The 17,580-nt window shown below is 61.1% G+C and carries 15 protein-coding genes and 1 pseudogene; 6 read left to right on the forward strand and 10 right to left on the reverse strand.

Annotation, left to right across the window (positions count from 1 at the left end):
* The 3 genes from C1722_RS16945 to C1722_RS07625 all read right to left on the reverse strand — a co-directional run bounded on the left by C1722_RS16945 (window position 1) and on the right by C1722_RS07625 (window position 1,571).
* Window positions 1-141 (reverse strand): hypothetical protein, encoded by a 141-nt coding sequence (locus C1722_RS16945; RefSeq protein ID WP_180995083.1) that lies wholly within the window; start codon window positions 139-141, stop codon window positions 1-3.
* Window positions 128-958 (reverse strand): YhgE/Pip domain-containing protein, encoded by an 831-nt coding sequence (locus tag C1722_RS07620; protein WP_425319345.1) that lies wholly within the window; start codon window positions 956-958, stop codon window positions 128-130. The genes C1722_RS16945 and C1722_RS07620 overlap by 14 nt, the downstream gene beginning before the upstream one ends.
* On the reverse strand, window positions 924-1,571 hold the full coding sequence (locus C1722_RS07625) for an ATP-binding cassette domain-containing protein (protein WP_102378701.1): 648 nt from the start codon (window positions 1,569-1,571) through the stop codon (window positions 924-926). The genes C1722_RS07620 and C1722_RS07625 overlap by 35 nt, the downstream gene beginning before the upstream one ends.
* Before the next feature lie 205 nt (window positions 1,572-1,776).
* On the opposite strand from C1722_RS07625, the gene C1722_RS07630 reads away from it, so the two are divergent.
* Both C1722_RS07630 and C1722_RS07635 read left to right on the forward strand, forming a co-directional pair.
* Window positions 1,777-3,585 carry a putative bifunctional diguanylate cyclase/phosphodiesterase gene (locus tag C1722_RS07630; RefSeq protein WP_180995084.1) on the forward strand — a complete coding sequence of 603 codons (1,809 nt, stop codon included), beginning with the start codon at window positions 1,777-1,779 and terminating at the stop codon, window positions 3,583-3,585.
* A 152-nt stretch (window positions 3,586-3,737) separates the two neighbouring features.
* The gene (locus C1722_RS07635; RefSeq protein WP_102378703.1) at window positions 3,738-4,157 is read left to right on the forward strand and encodes a SufE family protein; all 420 of its coding nucleotides are present in this window, start codon (window positions 3,738-3,740) and stop codon (window positions 4,155-4,157) included.
* Here the strand turns inward: C1722_RS07635 and C1722_RS07640 are convergent.
* The gene (locus tag C1722_RS07640) at window positions 4,150-5,634 is read right to left on the reverse strand and encodes a response regulator transcription factor (RefSeq protein ID WP_102378704.1); all 1,485 of its coding nucleotides are present in this window, start codon (window positions 5,632-5,634) and stop codon (window positions 4,150-4,152) included. The two genes, C1722_RS07635 and C1722_RS07640, sit on opposite strands and share 8 nt — an antisense overlap.
* Window positions 5,635-6,301: 667 nt before the next feature.
* Here C1722_RS07640 and C1722_RS07650 point away from each other — a divergent pair.
* Window positions 6,302-7,510: a molybdopterin-dependent oxidoreductase gene (locus tag C1722_RS07650; protein ID WP_244902485.1), complete on the forward strand. Its 1,209-nt coding sequence runs from the start codon at window positions 6,302-6,304 to the stop codon at window positions 7,508-7,510.
* Here C1722_RS07650 and C1722_RS07660 read toward each other — a convergent pair.
* From C1722_RS07660 to C1722_RS07685, 6 genes are read right to left on the reverse strand one after another with little or no spacing between them, the layout of a single operon-like run.
* On the reverse strand, window positions 7,465-7,992 hold the full coding sequence (locus C1722_RS07660) for a CoA transferase (protein ID WP_425319346.1): 528 nt from the start codon (window positions 7,990-7,992) through the stop codon (window positions 7,465-7,467). The two genes, C1722_RS07650 and C1722_RS07660, sit on opposite strands and share 46 nt — an antisense overlap.
* A gap of 12 nt (window positions 7,993-8,004) precedes the next feature.
* Window positions 8,005-9,372: a phytoene desaturase family protein gene (locus C1722_RS07665; protein WP_102378706.1), complete on the reverse strand. Its 1,368-nt coding sequence runs from the start codon at window positions 9,370-9,372 to the stop codon at window positions 8,005-8,007.
* Between the two features lie 60 nt (window positions 9,373-9,432).
* Complete coding sequence (locus C1722_RS07670) at window positions 9,433-9,891, reverse strand: PaaI family thioesterase (RefSeq protein ID WP_102378707.1); 459 nt, start codon at window positions 9,889-9,891, stop codon at window positions 9,433-9,435.
* Between the two features lie 31 nt (window positions 9,892-9,922).
* A complete protein-coding gene (locus tag C1722_RS07675; protein WP_180995085.1) occupies window positions 9,923-10,858 on the reverse strand; it encodes an FAD-binding protein in 936 nt (311 codons plus the stop codon).
* 20 nt (window positions 10,859-10,878) lie between these two features.
* Window positions 10,879-11,640 (reverse strand): putative electron transfer flavoprotein FixA, encoded by a 762-nt coding sequence (gene fixA / locus C1722_RS07680; protein ID WP_102378709.1) that lies wholly within the window; start codon window positions 11,638-11,640, stop codon window positions 10,879-10,881.
* A 26-nt stretch (window positions 11,641-11,666) separates the two neighbouring features.
* Window positions 11,667-12,812: an acyl-CoA dehydrogenase gene (locus C1722_RS07685; RefSeq protein ID WP_102378710.1), complete on the reverse strand. Its 1,146-nt coding sequence runs from the start codon at window positions 12,810-12,812 to the stop codon at window positions 11,667-11,669.
* A gap of 272 nt (window positions 12,813-13,084) precedes the next feature.
* Here C1722_RS07685 and C1722_RS07690 point away from each other — a divergent pair, with 272 nt between their 5' ends.
* The 3 genes and pseudogenes from C1722_RS07690 to C1722_RS07710 all read left to right on the forward strand — a co-directional run.
* Window positions 13,085-14,053 carry a LysR family transcriptional regulator gene (locus C1722_RS07690; RefSeq protein WP_102378711.1) on the forward strand — a complete coding sequence of 323 codons (969 nt, stop codon included), beginning with the start codon at window positions 13,085-13,087 and terminating at the stop codon, window positions 14,051-14,053.
* A gap of 900 nt (window positions 14,054-14,953) precedes the next feature.
* Entirely contained in the window at window positions 14,954-16,300 is a 1,347-nt protein-coding gene (locus tag C1722_RS07705; RefSeq protein ID WP_102378714.1) for an MFS transporter, read from the forward strand.
* A gap of 92 nt (window positions 16,301-16,392) precedes the next feature.
* Window positions 16,393-17,487: pseudogene (locus tag C1722_RS07710) on the forward strand (SLC13 family permease); the annotation flags it as partial.
* Window positions 17,488-17,580 lie beyond the last annotated feature (93 nt).

Genomic DNA, 17,580 nt, shown 5'->3' on the forward strand with positions numbered 1-17,580 from the left:
CTACTCACCTTCCTTCGCAAGAAATACCTTCGCATCGGCCATGTCGGCAAGGCCCCGCTCGACCACGCCGACGACGATGGCGGCTCTTTGCTCGCGCGCAGCCCGGTGGAGCATGGTCATGAGACCCTCAGACTGCGACATCGTAAGCTGATNTGCTGGTGCCCGATTTGAGTTGGTCGGCGCCCGCTTGGAGCGTGCCGATGCCGCTTTCGAGAGCATCCGCCCCGCTCGCCAGCGTGGCAAGCCCGCCATCGAGGGAAAGGGCGCCGTCTTTGAGGGTACCGAGGTTCGTCGTGATGGTCGAGCTGCCGTCCTGCGCCGTAACCAGGCCGTCTTTGAGGGCGCCTGCCCCGTCGGCGGCGGTCTTGATGTCCTTGCCCGAATCGGCCACGCGATCGAGCACCGTCGTCCAGTATTCGTTGGCCACCGTATCGCTCACGCGCTGGCGAACCTCCTTCCAAACCGACTCGCCGATCTGGGAGGCCAGCATGTTCTCGCTCTGGTTGTACTCGATCTTGAGCTGCGCACGGCGCGGCGAATCGCCGTCGACCGAGGCGACGCTTTCGGAAAAGTCGGCGGGAATCGTACACACCATGAAGTAGGTACCGTCCTCGAGGCCCTTCTGCGCCTCTTCAGCCGACACGAAGTTCCACTGCAGCCCGTCGTCGGTGCCCTTAAGCTCGTCGACCACATCGTTTCCGAGCGTTCGGTTCTCCCCCGCGATCACCGCGCCCGCGTCCTCGTTCACCACGGCAACGGGCACCGTGTTAAGCCGCGCATAGGGGTCCTGGAACGCCGCCAAGTACAGCGCGCCGTACAGCAGCGGCATGATGGCGATAGCGGCGATGACCACCCACATCACCTTCGATGCCGTGATGTTCTTCCATTCGAGTCCGGCGAATCGCAATCCTTTGAACGCCATGCTACTCACCTTCCTTCGCAAGAAATACCTTCGCATCGGCCATGTCGGCAAGGCCCCGCTCGACCACGCCGACGACGATGGCGGCTCTTTGCTCGCGCGCAGCCCGGTGGAGCATGGTCATGAGACCCTCAGACTGCGACATCGTAAGCTGATCTTCGATATCGTCGATCACAACGGCTTCGGGTTCGCCCACGAATGCGAGCGCGATACCGAGCTGCGCCATCTTTTCGGCCGAGATGTCCTTGATGCGCACGTTGGCGATGTCGTCGATCTCCCAAGCGCGCATGTACGCGAGCACCTGCTCGCGTTTCGGCTTGCGGCCGAACAGCTCGAACTCGGCGCCGACCGCGTACACCGCCGTCAGGCTCTCCTGCAGCTCGTTGAGGCCGGCGAAGATGCCGAGCCCCACCTTGCGCTCCACCTTGGCGCGCTGCCGGGGAAGTTCGAAACCGCCCACCGCAAGCGTGCCTCCCGTCGATTTCATGCGGCCGGCCAACGTGAGGAGCAGCGCCGTCTTCCCGCTTCCGTTGCGTCCGCGCACCGCCACAAGCTCGCCGCGCGAAGCCTCGAGGTCGACTCCCTTGTACGCATAGCCCGCAAGCGTCTTCAACTCGAGACCGTGCGCCGCCATGTATGGTTGCCCTGTCATTCCTGTCTCCTTTTTTGACTGACTAGTCAGTTTTATTTTAGCGGAAGTATAGCACCACGAGAGACTGACGCAAGCACCGTTACCCGAATGTCAACCGAACCACCACGGACAAAGCAAAGTTTCAATGATCAATCTTGTTATCTTTTACGGCGGGAAGGCTATACTGATACGATGTACGCATTCGGCCACCCGAAGGATCCCGCCCGTGAAACGGAGAAACCTCATCGTCATAGCCGCCTGGTTCTTCGGGGCGATTCTCCTTCTCTTCCTCTTCTTCCAGATGCAGAGCTACGCCGGCATCATCAACGACGCGGGCGTCATACGAGGCGGCACGCAACGGGTGGCTAAGATGGAGCTGGCCGGCCAACACGCCGACGAAACCGCGCAGCGCATCGAGGCGCTGCTCGACGAGATATCGACCGGCGAGCAATCGCGACCCCTCAAAAGCCAGGCGACGCGCAACTTCATCGAGAAGATCGATGCGACGCGCGAACAGTGGGGTCTCATGAAAGACGAGATTGCGGCGCTCGACGCAGGAGAAGGTTCGCCCGAACGTCTGCTCGAACTGAGCGAGCGGCACTTCGAGCTGGCTGACGAGATGGTCTTTGCCGCACAGGCGCGCGCCGAACAGGATTTTCTCACCTCGTTCGTCGTGGGACTCGTTCTGATCCTCGCCGTCACCTCGTTGGTGCTGCTCATGGAGCGCAGCAGCCTGCGCCACGAGAAACGGGCCTACCGCACCGATCTTCTCACCCACGGGAGAAATCTCGCCGCGTTCGAGGAGGAGGCCGACGCGTTGATATCAAACGGGAGATCCAGCTCCTACCTCGTTGTCTACAGCAACATCTACAATTTCAGGCTCATAAACGAATCGTACGGCCACGATGCGGGAGACCGCATCATCGTGTCGACGGGCGAACTGCTTGAAAGCTGTTGCGAACGGGACGAGATCTGCGCGCACACAAACGCCGACCACTTCGTCTTGCTGCTCGAAGACCGCCCCGGAAGAGTCGAGCACATGGCCGACGCGCTGCAGAAGCACCTGAAGGACCAAGACGGGCTGTTCTTTTCGGGTGTGCTCAAATACGGTCTCGGCGCATGCAGAGTCGTCAAAGGCTCCTCCGTCACCGAAGCGATCAGCAACGCGACCGCCGTCCTTAAGGAAGGTGGGCTCGTCGATGGGGTCGCGTGGTACGATGATGCCTTCAAAGACCTGATCAAACGCAAGAACGACATTGTCAGGCACATGTCCGTCGGCATAAGCGAACGCGAGTTCAAGCTCTATCTGCAACCACAGATAGATCTCGCGACAAACGAGATCGTCGGCGCCGAAGCGCTCTGCCGCTGGGATTCGGAAACGCTCGGCTTCCTCGCACCCGACAGCTTCATTCCCCTCTTCGAGAAAAACGGGCGCATCGTCGAACTCGACTACTTTATGCTCGAGCGGGCCTGCGAATCCTATGCTGAGCTCTCCTCGCTCGATGCGGCTCCACCCACGTTCGCCGTCAACTTCTCGCGCAGCACCATCATCCAGCAAGACTTCGCCGACACGCTGGCCTCAACGGTTGAACGGTTCGGCATAGTCCGCAGCGCCCTCGAGATAGAGATCACCGAAACCGCATTCTCCGTGGACGAAGACGCCGTGATCGGCATCGTGGAGGCCCTCCAAAGCGCCGGCTTCCTCATCGCGATGGACGACTTCGGAACGGGATACTCGTCACTGAGCCTGCTGCGCAAGCTGCCCATCGACGTCCTCAAACTCGACCGACGCTTCATCTCGCAAGAGCATGCAACGGGTCGCGAAACGAAGATACTCGAAAGCATCATCGACCTTTCGAACGATTTGGGCATCACCACGGTGTGCGAAGGTATTGAAACGGACGATCAGGCTAAAGCACTCGAAGAACTCGGCTGCGCGATCGGACAGGGTTACTTGTTCGCCCGCCCGATGCCGGCTTCGCAGTTCGCGTCGTTCAGCAGCGAATGGGGCGAATCGTACCGAACGCGCCGCTGACGGCAACCGGCCAGCTGGGCGTCCCGGCAGCGCGGTTCCGGTTTCCGCCTCGCAAACCGGGCATGGGCGGCAAAATGCTCGCCGACCGCTGTACAAAGGCGAGCGCTCCGCCGTTGTACAGCGGTTGACCCGCTCGGTATAATGGAAGCATCATGGAAACAGCTGCCGAAACACAACAACGCCTCGTCGCCGACTTCGCGGAGTTCTCCGACGATCCGTTTTCCCTCTATGAATACCTGCTCGGCTTTTCAGCCGAGCTGCCGGTGATGCCCGACGGGGAAAGAGAGCTGGCGGCGCTTGTCGAAGGCTGCCAATCCCGCGTTTGGCTGCGGGTGATCCGCGGGCACACAGGACGTCTGACCATAGCGCTCGACAGCGACACGCTCATCGTGCGCGGCGTACTGAACGCCATCGTGCAGATCTACTCGAACCGCTCCGACGAGGATATCCTTTCCACCGATTTCACGTTCCTCGAGCAAACCGGGCTCGCCGATCTGTTCTCGGCAGAACGGCAAAGCGGGATCAAAGCCGTCATGGCCGCCATCCGAAGCGCCGTGTCCCGCGCTACTTAGTCTCGTCGTCGACGATCGTCATGAGCCGCTGCTGGGAATTGATGCCGAGCTTGCGGTAGATATGGTAGATGTGCGATTTGACCGTCGCGCTGCTTACCACGAGCTGCTTGCCGATGTACTCGGCATTGCGCCCTTTGGCCAGCAGGAAGAACACCTCGGCCTCGCGCGGCGTAAGCTCGTAATCGTCGATCACCCGATCGCAGCGCTGCCTGAACGTGTTCACGTGCTTATCGGCAGCGTCTTCCTCTGCAACGGCCTCCACCGCCGTAGCGGAGGTCAGAAGATCGTTCAAGCGCTTCTTCGTTTTCGACTCGTCTCCCCCGTATATCGAGAACACCGTGATCACAAGGAGCGCGAACACTACCACAACGAGGCAGAACGCCCAATCGGAAAGATCGAAGACGAATACGATCAGATACGCTCCGATCGAGCCGAGGAAGAATCCGACCCAACTCGGAGCCTGCCGATTCGCGAACCGGTCGACGGGGTGCAACTGGAATTCGGCGTTGTCGATGCTCGTCGAATACCACGCGATCACCGAAGAATGGGCGAGCGCGACGTTCGCCAAGCAGCCGCACACGATCTTTCCCGCCTCGTCGGCGAAGGGAAACAGCAAAAGCCCCATCATGATCATCGGAAGCGAGATGCGCTGGACTATACCCGTATCGACTTCGACCTTCGGGCCGAGATAGCCCCACACGAACGCGAGCGCCGAGCCGATAAGGCCGCTCGCACCGCAAACCAACGCCGCAACCGGGCCCATCGAGCACATGAGGATCGACATGAAACCGTACACGGCGCCATGGCACGCGACCGAGAGCATCGACGGCACGGTCAAGAGCGCGCTTCGGCGGTATTCCTTGACGGGAAGGATGCTCTCGCCCGGAATCCGCGTCGAGAGAAACGCCGCAAGGCCCACCGAACCCAAGATGAGCAGCGATATCTCCAGCAACCCGAGCCACGTCGCCCCGGTAGCGTTCGCGAACACGAACAGCATCGTTCCCCCGCATGCCCCGATGCAGATGGTCACCGCCGTACGGCGCGTGGGTATGAGGCTGAAGAAGATGCACCAGTACATCATGCTGCTCGCCTGCGCGATGCCGAACAAGCCCCACGCGATCGCCGATACCCAGATGGGCATCCACTCGAACGATGCGTTGAACATCGTATTGACCACGGCCACGAGCGCGAGCAGCGACCCTACCGTGAAAAGCTTGTTGCGGTGCTCGAATATCCAATCCTGCTTGACGATGAAGAAAGCGAACGATGCGGCGAGCGTGAGGATGGAAACGATGCGGAGCATCACGCCCTCATGGATGTCGCAGAAGTCGAGCAGCACGAGCGAGGGGCTGAAAACCGCCGAAAGCTCCCATCCGATAAGACAGGAGAAGCCGATGCCCGCGAGGATGTACGTGTTCAGAAGATCGCCCGGCGTCCTCGTGCGCTTCGGCTCTGCAGACTCGTCTGTTTCCCCCATGAAACGGCCCTCTCAACATCTCAGTATGATACGGATTTACCAAAAAAACCGATTTCAACATTAGCAGTTGTAGATTAATTCGGTCAACCGACAATACTGTATCCATAGCGCAGCAAGCGGCGAACACGGGGGTACGCACCGCTTGCATATTAGCTTTATTTCCCCTGATAAATTATGGTTTATTCCAATCGGTACCTACCCGGGCCGAGGTCTCGCAGGCTGTTTTCGACAGCGAAAACAGATATTGCATGAGCTCGATTCGGGATGTGCATAGATACGTTTCACGCAATGCGGTAAAACCGCAGAAAGGACGACATCATGTGCTTCAGACCACCAACTGTTGAGGCAGGTCCCGTCAAGTGCCCCCAGTGCGGCGCGGAGGTAGATCCCACGCTCGACCAATGCCCGAGCTGCGGCGCGAAAGCCGCCCCGGCCCCCGGCGTACCCCCCATGCCCGGCGCCCCCGGAGCCCCTAAAGCTCCCGGCGTACCCAAAGCCCCCGGAGCGCCCGGCGCCCCCTCGGCACCGAAGCCGCCGGCCCCGAACGCATAGCCTCAAGGACTAAGCCGCCCTGCGCGTCCGAAGCGAGCGACTGCAGGGCGGCCGAACCACCGCGGCCGCTTGCAAGACCGACCGCACAGCTCTTACACAGTGAGGAGATTAGAAGATGGGAAACAACGTTACCGGCAAACCGATCATCAAGGGGCTGGGCTTCGACAGCTTCGGCCTGGGCAGCAACGCCTGCACGGTCGACATCGACGAGGAGAACGACAAGATTCTCCGCATCAGGCCCTTCCACTTCGACGAGCACTATACGCCCGAGGATCTGAACGCCTGGAAGATCGAAGCCCGCGGCCAGACGTTCGAACCGGGGTTCAAGACGCTCATGTCGCCCCTTTCGCTCTGCTATAAGAAGCGCGTCTACTCCAAGAACCGCATCCCCTACCCGCTCAAGCGCGTCGACTGGGATCCCGAGGGGAATCGCCACCCCGAGACCCGCGGTTCGAGCGGCTACGAGCGCATCTCGTGGGACGAGGCGTCCGAGATCGTCGCCAAGGAAATCAAGCGCATCCACGACGAGTACGGCCCGTACTCGATCCTCTGCGAGGTCGACGGCCACGGCGAGACGAAGGTCGTCCACGCCGCGCACGGCTGCGTAACCAAGATGCTCGAGCTATGCGGAGGATTCACCCTCCAGTCGCGCCAGCCCGACAGCTGGGAGGGCTGGTACTGGGGCGCCAAGCACATCTGGGGCATGGATCCGCTCGGCCAGCAATCATTCCAGAACAACGTCATCAAGGACATCGCCGAGAACGGCGACGCGGTGCTGTTCTGGGGCTGCGACGTCGAGACGACCCCGCTCGGTTGGGGCGGCTACATGGCGAGCCGCCTGTGCTTCTGGTTCACCGACCTCGGCATCAAGCAGATCCACATCTCGCCCGACGTGAACTACACCAACGCGGTGCACGCCGACAAGTGGATCCCCGTGCTTCCCAACACCGATGCGGCCCTCCAGCTGGCCATCGCCTACACCTGGATCACCGAAGGCACGTACGACCAGGAGTACCTCGACACCCACGCGGTCGGCTTCGACCACTTCCGCTACTACGTGCTCGGCGGCGAGGACGGCGTGCCGAAGACCCCGAAGTGGGCCGAGAAGATCTGCGGCGTGCCCTCCTACACCATCAAGGCGTTCGCCCGCTACTGGGCNCACGATCCTCAAGGCCACCGGGGCCAAGCCCCTGCAGTCCAACCTCGGGCGCTGCCTCATGATCGGCATCCCGATCGCCGCGGTCACCGGCGGCATGGCCACCCCCGCGGGCTCCTCGTTCAACGTCGTGGCCATGAACATCCTGCAGCAGGCNCGTCCTTGTAGCCGTTGAGGTACATGAGGCCTGAAAACGCGTTTACGGTGAAATCGTAGCCGGGCAGGTTCACGTAGGCCGGATCGCCCGTCGAACCGTAGCCGGACATGTGGCCGATGACGAGCTTCGGATTGCGCTCCCACAACAGCTCGTCGGAATAGCCCCACTTGTCCCATTGCCCGCCGCGCGAAGCCTCGATGAAGATGTCGACGCCTTCGATCAGCTTGAGGAACACGTCGCGTCCCTCCCCCGACACGACGTCGAGCATGAGGGTGCGCATGTTGCGGCGTTCGTTCTGCACGCCCCAGCCGTCCTGCGTCCAGCGCAAGGGATCGATGCCCTTGGGGGATTCGAGCCAGATCACATCGGCGCCCTGCTCGGCGAACAGCTCGCCCGCGAAGGGTCCGGCCGTCGAGACGGCCGATACCACCACCTTGACGCCCTGGAGGTTTCCGAATGCGGGAATATCGGTATGCTTTGCCACAGAAGCCATCTCCTTTCGGAACTACGCTACGTAAGTGTCGAAGAACTCGATCGCGCTGTTGGCAGCCAGCTCCGTGCCGACCCCCGCGCCACCGGCTTCGGCACCGACGATGTAGAGGCCCGCAAGCGGCGATTTGATCGCCGGACGGTCTTTGCCGGCTTGACCCGCCTGCTGGGCGATGCCGATTCCCGCTCCATCTTCGCCCATAATGCGCGCCGCGTCTGCCGGGAATACCTTCTCGACGAAAATCGCATGCTCGCGAAGGCCGGGAAAGCTTTCCTCTGCGATGTCGATGAGCGCTTCGAGGATGGCGGGGCAATGCTCGTCGGGAATGCCCGCGGGAACCGCCGTCGTCATCATGACCAGCTGCTTTCCTTCGGGTGCAACCGAGGGGTCGAAGCTCGAGGGAACGACGATGAAGGAGTTGAGTTCCTCGGGCACCTCGCCCGCCATGAGCTTGTCGTTGTACTCCTTGACGGGAACCGAAGAGAACCCGGAAAGCATTTTGATTTCGGGGCTGATCACGGTATCGAGCGCAAAGCGCGCGATGATCGACACGAACGAGATCTCGAGGCCCTCGACGTATTCGACGTACTCGGCATCGAAGTGCTCGGCACCCACAAGATCGCGTACGGTTTCCTGGATGCCCGCGTTCGACACGATCATGTCGGCGCGGAACTCCTCGCCATCGACGATCACGCCGACGGCACGGTCGTCCTCGACGACGATGCTCTCGACCGGTTTGCCGAAGTGCGTCTCGACGCCGTACTTCTCAAGGCCGTTCATATAGGCTGCGAGGATGGATACGCAGCCGCCCGACGGATAGCCGGAAGCATGGGCTTCAGCCTCCCACTTGAGGCAACGGGCGAACTCGCCCGCCGATAAGCGGTACTCGGGGATGCAGCAGTAGATGAAGCCGATCTGGCTCACGCATGCGTGCACGAACGGGTCGGTGGTGTAGGTGTCGAGGAACTCCTCGAGCGTCTGGCCGTCGAACGCGCCCGTCTCCTCGTCGGTCATGTTCTTGACGTCGGTGACCATCTTGATGACGGCCTCGAAATCCTCGTCGGAAACGCGTCCCTTGAGGTCCTGCGGGAACTTGAACTTCTCACCGCCCGTCGACTGGATGGGGCGAACCTTCGTGAACTCGATGTTCGATTCGACGCCGCACCGGTCGAGCAGCTGGATCAGCGGACCCTTCTCTCCGCGGGAGATCAGGTGCACGCCGAAGTCGACCGTGAAGTCGTCGCGCTTCGACGAGCCGATGCGGCCACCGGGCTGCATGCGCTTTTCGAACAAGGCGACCTTCTTGCCGCTTTGTGCGAGGAGCAGCGCGGAGGCTAGGCCTCCGACGCCGGCTCCGATAACGATAGCATCGTAGTGCTTCATGTGCTTTCCCTTCGTCGCGTTGCGCGCCCGAAGCGCGCTCTTCCGTCAGTCGCCCGAGCCCTACCGCTGCGCGGGCAGGGCGTAGTAGTTGAAGCTCATGAGCGCCACCTGCTCGCCGTCCACGTCGAACACCGGCACGTCGAGGAAGTAGTCGCCGCGACCGCGCTCCCGAACGGGCGCGATCTTCTCGGCCGCCTCGTCCTCGGTCAGCGAGAGCTCGACGACGAGATCCTTGGTGCCGGGCTTGAGGTACTTCGACTCGACGCTCTTGAGGATCGGCACGAACTCGTCGGTGCCGTAGGTGGCCATGAACAGCGTACCGCCTGCGATCTCGGCCAGCACGAACTCGCTGCCCGCGTACGCGATGCCGACGTGGTTTCTGTGCAGCTCGGTTAAGGGAAGCAGCAGGCGAACGTGGCGCTCCTCCACGATCTCCGCCTTCATCTGGGCAAGGTTGATATAGGGCGTCGGACCGTCGTTGACGTTTTTAGCCAGTTCCTTGAAAAAGTTCTCGTCCATTGCATTGCTCCTTGTGTTCGAATCGGATCGGTTACGCGTTCAGGCCGGCGGCGAGCTTGGGGGCAATCTCGCGGAAATCTCCGACGATACCGTAATCGGCCTGCTTGAAAACGGGCGCGTTCTTATCCTTGTTGATGGCGACGATGGTCTTGGCGCCTACGGCCCCGACCATATGCTGGACCTGGCCCGAAAGGCCGACGGCGACGAAGAGGTCGGGCTTGAGCATGACGCCCGACACGCCGATGTAGCGCTCCTTCGACATCAGGTTCAGCCCCTCGGCGATGGGGCGGGTGCATCCCGTTTCGGCTTCGAGAGCCTGCGCGAGGCCATCGACGATCTGCAGGTCTTCGGCGCTCTCGATGCCACGGCCCACGCTGATCACGCGACGGGCGGCGGCGAGGTTCACCGATTCGATCGTGCGGGGTTTCTTCTCGACGAGCGTGATGCCCGAAGCGGCGGCGACAGCCGGCAGCTCCTCGGGCGCAGCATCGGATGCCGACAGGCCTTCGAGCGATTCGTTCAAGAGCAGGCCGTCGCTTAAAAGCACGATGGCGGGACCGCCGTTCACCTTCTCGACGCTGTATGCGCTGCCGCCGAACACCATATGCTCGGCCAGCAAAGCGCCGTCCTCGACCCATACGCGCACGGCGTCGTTGACGACGCGCGTCTTCTGCGCAGCCGCGATCCGAGCGGCAACGAGGCGCATGCGCTTGGTCGTTGCGATGAGAACCGCATCGGGCTTGCGATCCCCGACGGCAGCGATAACGGCAGCAACCGCATCTTCGACGAGGCCTTCGCCCTGACTCGCGGCGACGAGAACCGCATCCGCACCCGCGCCCTGCGCAGCCCCGACCGTCGCATCGCCGATGCACACCGCTTCGACGCTTTCGCCGATCCTTCTTCCGACAGCGATCAATGCGGCGTAACTTTCAGGGGTTTCGCCGAGAACCCATACTTTGTTGAGCATGTTCATCCTATCCGCACCCCCTACCAGGAAGCCTTGATGTTGGTTACCAGCTCGCCGATGTTCTCATCGGTTGCGCTTTCGTACACGACGTGCTTGCGCTCGATGTTTTCGGGCGCAAGCACCGAGACGGTCTCGACAGGGCTTTCGGGAAGCCCCCCGACCTCGTCGAGCGTCCACTTGACAACCGGTTTCTTTCCAGCCGCGAGGATGTCTTTGAGCTGGGGGATCCTCGGAAGATTGATATCGGTCGTCACCGAAACGACGGCGGGGAGCGTAACCTCGAGCACCTCGACTTCGTTTTCAAGCGTGCGCTCGACCACAACCGCGCCGTCCTTCGCCTCGATAGAACTCACGGCGTTCACCACGGGAACGCCGAGCAGAGCCCCGACAAGCGACCCCACCTGCTGTGCGTAGAGATCGCCCGATCCCTCGCCGCACACGACGAGATCGTAATCGATCTTGCCGAGGGCAGCGGCGAGCACGGAGGCCGTCTGGAACGCGTCCGACGAATCGAGGACGGGATCGATAACGCAATAGAGCTCCTGGGCGCCGCGCGACAGGGCGGCCTTGACGAGCTTCGTATCGTTGAGCTTCTCGCCGCCCGCGGAAAGGAGCGCCGCGCTTCCCCCGGTGGCCTCGGCGAGCTTCGCCGCCTCCTCGATGGCCACCAGATCGTATTCGCCCAGAATCATCTCGGCTTTGTCGAGGTTCAGGGTCTTGTCGGGGTTGACGTCGATGTCCTGCGCATCGGGAACCACTTTGTAGCATGCAACGGTATTCATTGTTCGCCTCATCCTTTCTCGTGGGCCTACTGGGCCTCTTTGATGAGCGCGCGCCCGGCGGTATGGACCATGATCTCCTCGGTGCCGGCCATGATGCGGTAGACGCGCTGATCGCGCCACAGGCGCGAGATGCGACAGTCGTGCGTGTAGCCGATGCCGCCCATGATCTGCATGGCGTCGTCGATGACCTCGAAGGCGGCCTGCCCGGTATAGCGCTTGACGAGCGAGGAGTCGATTTGGATGGACTCGCCGTTCATCTTCTTCCATGCGGCCTTGTACAGCATGTTCTGCATGTTCTCGATCTTGATCTTCATATCGACGATCTTTTCTTGGATCAGCTGAAACGACCCGATGGTCTTGCCGAACTGCTCGCGCACCCCCGCATACTTCACGGCCTCGTCGTAGGCGCAACGGGCCATGCCCACGTTGGCGGCGCAGATGGTCAAGCGCTCGACCTCGAAGTTCTTCATCAGCTGGTAGAAGCCCTTGCCCTCGACGCCGACGATATCGGTCTCTTCGCACTCGACGTCGTTGAGGTGGACTTCGTAGGTGCCGCACATGTTGTTGCCGATCTTGTCGAGCTTCTCGATGGTGATGCCAGGGCGGTCCATCGGGAACAGGTACATGCTGAAGTCTTTATAGGGGTTCTCGTTGATGCCGCTGCGGCAGACGCAGAGCATGAACGGAGCGCGGTCGGCGCTCGTGTTGAACGTCTTGTTGCCGTTGATGTACACCTTGCCGTCGCGTTTGGTCGCCGTCGTGGCCATGGCGGCGCTATCGGAGCCCGCTTGGGGCTCGGTGAACCCGAGCGTGAAGGGCTTGATGCCCTGAAGCGCGTAATCGAGGACGGCCTTCTGCTGCTCTTCGTTGCCGAAGGTCAGGATGTCGTCGACCTCGGTAGCGAAGTTGATCCAGACAAGCGACGGGTAGCCGAGGGCATGGGCCTCTTCGGCAACCATGATCTGGGTGAGGATATCGGTGGGAGTGCCTCCGAACTCCTCGGGAATGCCGAGCGTCGAGAAGCCCGCTTCGACGAGCGCGTCGATGGCCTTCTGGGGGTATTCGTGGTTCTTGTCGCATTCCTTGAAGTAGTTCTCGAAATCACCCCGCTCCATAACCGTTTTGAGGCTTTCGAGCAAAAGTTCCTGCTCCTCGGTTTTCTTGAAGTCCATCGCGTGCTCCTTTTCGTTAGTTCGGCGGATTGTCAGACCATATTCACGTGAAGCGCAATTGAGGATCGAAGGGCAGCGACCGTATATCCATCCCACGACCTACATGGATGCTGCCTTTTCGAGTATTATAGGAACATGCGCGAGTATGAAACAAATACGTATGTTGTACAGCCCATCGTGCAGAACCGTTTATCCGTTTATGCTCGTTTCGAATTCGAACAATTCATATTTCAAATAAACCAAGGACAAAGAGGAAAACTGGAGGCTTCTTGATGGACATCGAAACCTATAGGGAATTTATGGTACTCGCCGCCCACAAGAGCTTCGTTTCAGCCGCCCGCGATCTCAACATGTCGCAGCCCTCTTTGAGCCGCCATATGGCGGCCCTTTCCAACGATCTCGGATGCCAGCTCTTCTACGAAACGCGGCCTTTGAGCCTCACCGCAGCGGGCGAAGTGGTTCTGAAGTACGCCGGCAAGATCATCGGCGACCAGGCCAACATGCTCGCCGAGCTGCATACCCTGCCCACCTCGCGCAGCGGGCGCATCCTCATCCTCGACCTGCTTCACACCAATGCCCTCTATATAGGCATAAACGAGGCGATGGCGCTTGCGAAGAAGAACTTCGCCGGGCTGCGCATCGAATTCCTCAACTTGGACAGCAGCGGACTGAGCGCCCAGCAGATGATCGAGGCGGGCAAGGTGGACATCTCGTTCGAGACCGTCATAACCGATTCCTCCCCCGCAAACCCCAACCTGCCCGACTCGGTGCAGGCCATCTGGATTCCCGAATTCCACGGCGAGCTCGTGGTGGGCGTTGCGAAGGATTCGCCTCTGGCATCGCGCACCGACCTCGGACTCAAAGACCTCTCCCAATCGCGCTTCATCCTCCAAGCGAACCGGCACAGCGAACGGTTCAGGGAGGATTTCATCCGCATGTGCTCGGAAGTGGGCTTCTACCCGAACATCACGCTCGTGCCATCGGACAACCCCCTGGAATTCTATGCAACCGATCCCGGCGACGGCATTCATCTGCTCACCAAGGTCGACCGCAAATACAAGCCGCTGATCTCCGACTTGCTCAAGCAGCACGTCACCGTGCTCGCCCTCAAGGACAAGAAGCGCTACGTCGACGCCTACGCGTTCATGAAGAAGGATTCGGGTCGCGCCGAGCTCGACTTCTTCGCCGAACAGCTCGAGCAGCACGCCGAGCGCCTCTACGCCGAAATATACCCGGAATAACGCCGGTCGAGCATGCGAATGCCGCCGCTGCCGGGCGCATTCGCACCGTTGCCCCGCACACGTACGACCGATCAGCCGTACGCCGGTACCGCGACACACTTCGAGAACTCCTGATCAGACCTTTATGCGAGCTTTGTATGCACAATCCGTTATTTGATATTGCAAAAAACGAATGGATGGATAAACATCCGTGCGCAACAGACCGTGCAATATACGTATTTGCCCCATACTCGAACATCTTCCTATAATGCCGACAAGAAGGCGGTAGCATTGACGCCGCCACAGTTCAGGCATGGTACGTCTCCCGAAACGAGAGGAGGTATGCACCAGGTTGGTCGGAGCGCGAATTTTCGCATGTGGCTCATAGATGACCGAGATCAACTACCCCGATTCAGCGATACGCATCCATGCGCCCATCGCGCAGAATTGGCCATCTACGATCTGTATGCAAGGATTATCCGTTTCGAACCATACCGAAGACGCGAATCCGGGCAGCCCGCTTGCATCCCGCTTCGTTCCTGCAGGTGCTCGACAACGTTTTCGGCAGCTTGGTGCTCGTTTGAGGGACGCACCAGAACCGAGGGATGAGCGGCTGCGTCGAGATAGGGGGTTATCGGAAAAGCACGCATCATCCATGTTCCACCAATCGATCTGCATCACACAAGGAGGTACAAGCCAAATGGAAAACACCAACGTTCCCATGTCGAAGCGCCTGGTCGGCATCGGGCTCGCGGCGCTCTGCATCGTGGCCTCGCTGCTCATACCGGGCTCCGAGCAGCTCTCGGCCGAGGGCGTCAAGACCCTCGGGCTNCCGACAATCGCAATCGATATGATCTTCGTCCGGGTTGCCCGACCCGGTTTCCCGGGCGAAGACCGCACTATATGAGTATGGAGTAACGCATGAGCGACATTGCACCACAGGAGGTAGCGGGCATCGAAGCCGCCGCCGAAGCGCCCGGTCAAAAGCAAGGCGCTAAGCCCAAGAAGCTGTTTTACGGATACGTGCTGATCGTCGTCCTCGGTTTCATGTATTTCTGTTCGTCGGGAATCGTGCTGCCGACCGCCACGATCGTCAATCCGCTGATGCTCGAAGACCAGTCGCTCGGAATGAACGCGACGATTCTCGGAACGGGATTCTCGCTGTTCGTGCTCGTACAGGGTCTTTCGGCCCCCTTGGTCGGCGGACTCATCTCCCGCAAAGGGGCGCGGTTCAGCATGGTGTCGGGAGCGGTGCTCATGCTCGTCGCGATGCTCGCGCTGATATTCTTCGTGTCTTCGCCGATCGCCTATTTCATCGCATTCGGTATCGTGACGAGCGCCGCAACCATGATGGTCGGGCAGCTCGCGGTCCAAAGCACCATCGGCGATTGGTTCATCGCGCGGCGAGGCATGGCCATGACGGCCATGATGGTCATCGGCGCGAGCGCGTCGTTCATCGGACCCCCGGTCGTCAACGCCATCGTCGACGCAACGGGCGGCGGATGGCGCGGAGGCTGGTATCTGCTGGTCGCCCTGAGCATCATCCTCATTCCCGTCGCGCTGCTGTTCGTCAAGAACAAGCCCGCCGACATCGGCCAGTACCCCGACGGCGCAGCCGATGCGGGTTCGCTTGCCGGCGAGGGCAAGCGATTCAAGGTGTATAAGAACACCGCCCAAATCGCCTTCAAAGACGTGATCAGGAACAAGTACTTCTGGCTGATCTCCCTCGCTGCTACGGGGGGATTCGCCGCCTACACGCTGTCGACGGCGCAGGGAGTGATCCACTTCACCTCGCTCGGGTTCGATCACGGCCTTATCGTGGGCGGCGTCGCCATCATGGGAGGCGTCAGCCTTGTGGGCAAAATGCTTTTGGGCATGGTGTCCGACCGCATCGAGCCCATCAGGCTCATCGTCGGCTCGACCGTGGTACTGTTCATCGGCGTCATAGCCGGTGCAGCAGCGCAGAACACCATCATGGTGTACGCGTTCTACGTCTGCGTGGGCTTCGGATTCGGCGGCGTGAACGCCGTATTCCCGACAGCGATGGCGAACTACTTCGGAGCGTCTTCGTTCTCGAAGAACCTCGGCACCGGCATCATGATCACCACGGTGGTCGCCTCGACGCTTCCCGTCATGAGCGGGGCCATCTTCGACGCAACCGGGACCTGCACGCTTGCGTTCTACATCACCGCGGCAATCATTGCGGTCTGCGCCGTATGCGGCGCACTCGTGAAGATCCCAAAGCATAACTCAGGAAAAGGGGAATAAAGATAAGGAGGTACGACGACATCATTCGGTTCGAATCAATGTCTGTTTAAACACAAGGAGGTACAAGCCAAATGGAAAACACCAACGTTCCCATGTCGAAGCGCCTGGTCGGCATCGGGCTCGCGGCGCTCTGCATCGTGGCCTCGCTGCTCATACCGGGCTCCGAGCAGCTCTCGGCCGAGGGCGTCAAGACCCTCGGGCTCATGCTCGCGCTCGTGTCGCTGTGGGTCACCTCGGCCCTGCCGCTCGGCGTCACGGCCCTGTTCATCATCGTCATGTGCCCCGTGCTCGGGATCGTCCCGAGCCTCGGCGACGCGATCAAGGGCTTCGCGAGCCCCGCGCTCTTCTTCATCATCGCGGTGTTCTCGCTGCCCGTCATCATGCTCAAGACCAACTGGGGCGTGCGCCTGATCAACATGATCATCGGCTGGACCGGCACGAGCTCGCGCAAGCTCGTCCTCGGCTTCATGATCGCCACGACCCTCGTGTCCACCGTCATGTCCGACGTGCCCTGCACGGTGCTGTTCCTCGGCTTCGCGCTTACGATCCTCAAGGCCACCGGGGCCAAGCCCCTGCAGTCCAACCTCGGGCGCTGCCTCATGATCGGCATCCCGATCGCCGCGGTCACCGGCGGCATGGCCACCCCCGCGGGCTCCTCGTTCAACGTCGTGGCCATGAACATCCTGCAGCAGGCCACCGGCACCTCGGTCTCGTTTCTGGACTGGGTCGTCGTGGCGCTGCCCGTCGTGATCGTCATGACGCCGATCACGTGGTTCTTCATCACCCAGCTCATCAAGCCCGAGCCCATCGCCGACTCGGCGCTGCAGGGCATCCGCGACCAGGCCGCCTCGGCCACCAAGGTCGAGCCCCACGAGGTCAAGGCCCTCGTCGTCATCGTCGGCCTGCTGGTGCTGTGGATCGCGGGCAACTGGGTGCCGGTCCTCAACGCGACCGTCGTCGCGCTCATCGGCCTCACGGTCATGTTCCTGCCCGGCATGAGCCTGCTCACCTGGCGCGAGTTCCAGGACTCCGTGCCGTGGGGCATCGTGCTCATGTGCGGCACCATCATGTCGATGGGCGCCGTCGTCGAGGCGACGGGCGGCGCGGCCTTCCTCGCGGGCGCCATCGCCGGCTCCGGCGTCATGGACCTCGGCTTCTTCGCGGCCTTCGCGCTCATGCTCGCGCTCATCTACCTGCTGCACACCNCGCGCACTGCAACGGCGGCTCCTACATCCGCTCCTGCTTCGCGCACGAGCCCGCCCGCCTCGAAGTGGCGCTGC

The organism is Raoultibacter timonensis (genome assembly GCF_900240215.1).
In the GTDB taxonomy this organism is placed as follows: domain Bacteria; phylum Actinomycetota; class Coriobacteriia; order Coriobacteriales; family Eggerthellaceae; genus Raoultibacter; species Raoultibacter timonensis.

What these genes read in the sequence shown, in the direction of transcription:
- C1722_RS16945 (WP_180995083.1), bottom strand. Translation starts at nt 141, where the DNA reads ATGTCGCAGTCTGAGGGTCTCATGACCATGCTCCACCGGGCTGCGCGC.
- C1722_RS07625 (WP_102378701.1), bottom strand. Translation starts at nt 1,571, where the DNA reads ATGACAGGGCAACCATACATGGCGGCGCACGGTCTCGAGTTGAAGACG.
- C1722_RS07635 (WP_102378703.1), top strand. Translation starts at nt 3,738, where the DNA reads ATGGAAACAGCTGCCGAAACACAACAACGCCTCGTCGCCGACTTCGCG.
- C1722_RS07640 (WP_102378704.1), bottom strand. Translation starts at nt 5,634, where the DNA reads ATGGGGGAAACAGACGAGTCTGCAGAGCCGAAGCGCACGAGGACGCCG.
- C1722_RS07665 (WP_102378706.1), bottom strand. Translation starts at nt 9,372, where the DNA reads ATGAAGCACTACGATGCTATCGTTATCGGAGCCGGCGTCGGAGGCCTA.
- C1722_RS07670 (WP_102378707.1), bottom strand. Translation starts at nt 9,891, where the DNA reads ATGGACGAGAACTTTTTCAAGGAACTGGCTAAAAACGTCAACGACGGT.
- C1722_RS07675 (WP_180995085.1), bottom strand. Translation starts at nt 10,858, where the DNA reads ATGCTCAACAAAGTATGGGTTCTCGGCGAAACCCCTGAAAGTTACGCC.
- fixA (WP_102378709.1), bottom strand. Translation starts at nt 11,640, where the DNA reads ATGAATACCGTTGCATGCTACAAAGTGGTTCCCGATGCGCAGGACATC.
- C1722_RS07685 (WP_102378710.1), bottom strand. Translation starts at nt 12,812, where the DNA reads ATGGACTTCAAGAAAACCGAGGAGCAGGAACTTTTGCTCGAAAGCCTC.
- C1722_RS07690 (WP_102378711.1), top strand. Translation starts at nt 13,085, where the DNA reads ATGGACATCGAAACCTATAGGGAATTTATGGTACTCGCCGCCCACAAG.
- C1722_RS07705 (WP_102378714.1), top strand. Translation starts at nt 14,954, where the DNA reads ATGAGCGACATTGCACCACAGGAGGTAGCGGGCATCGAAGCCGCCGCC.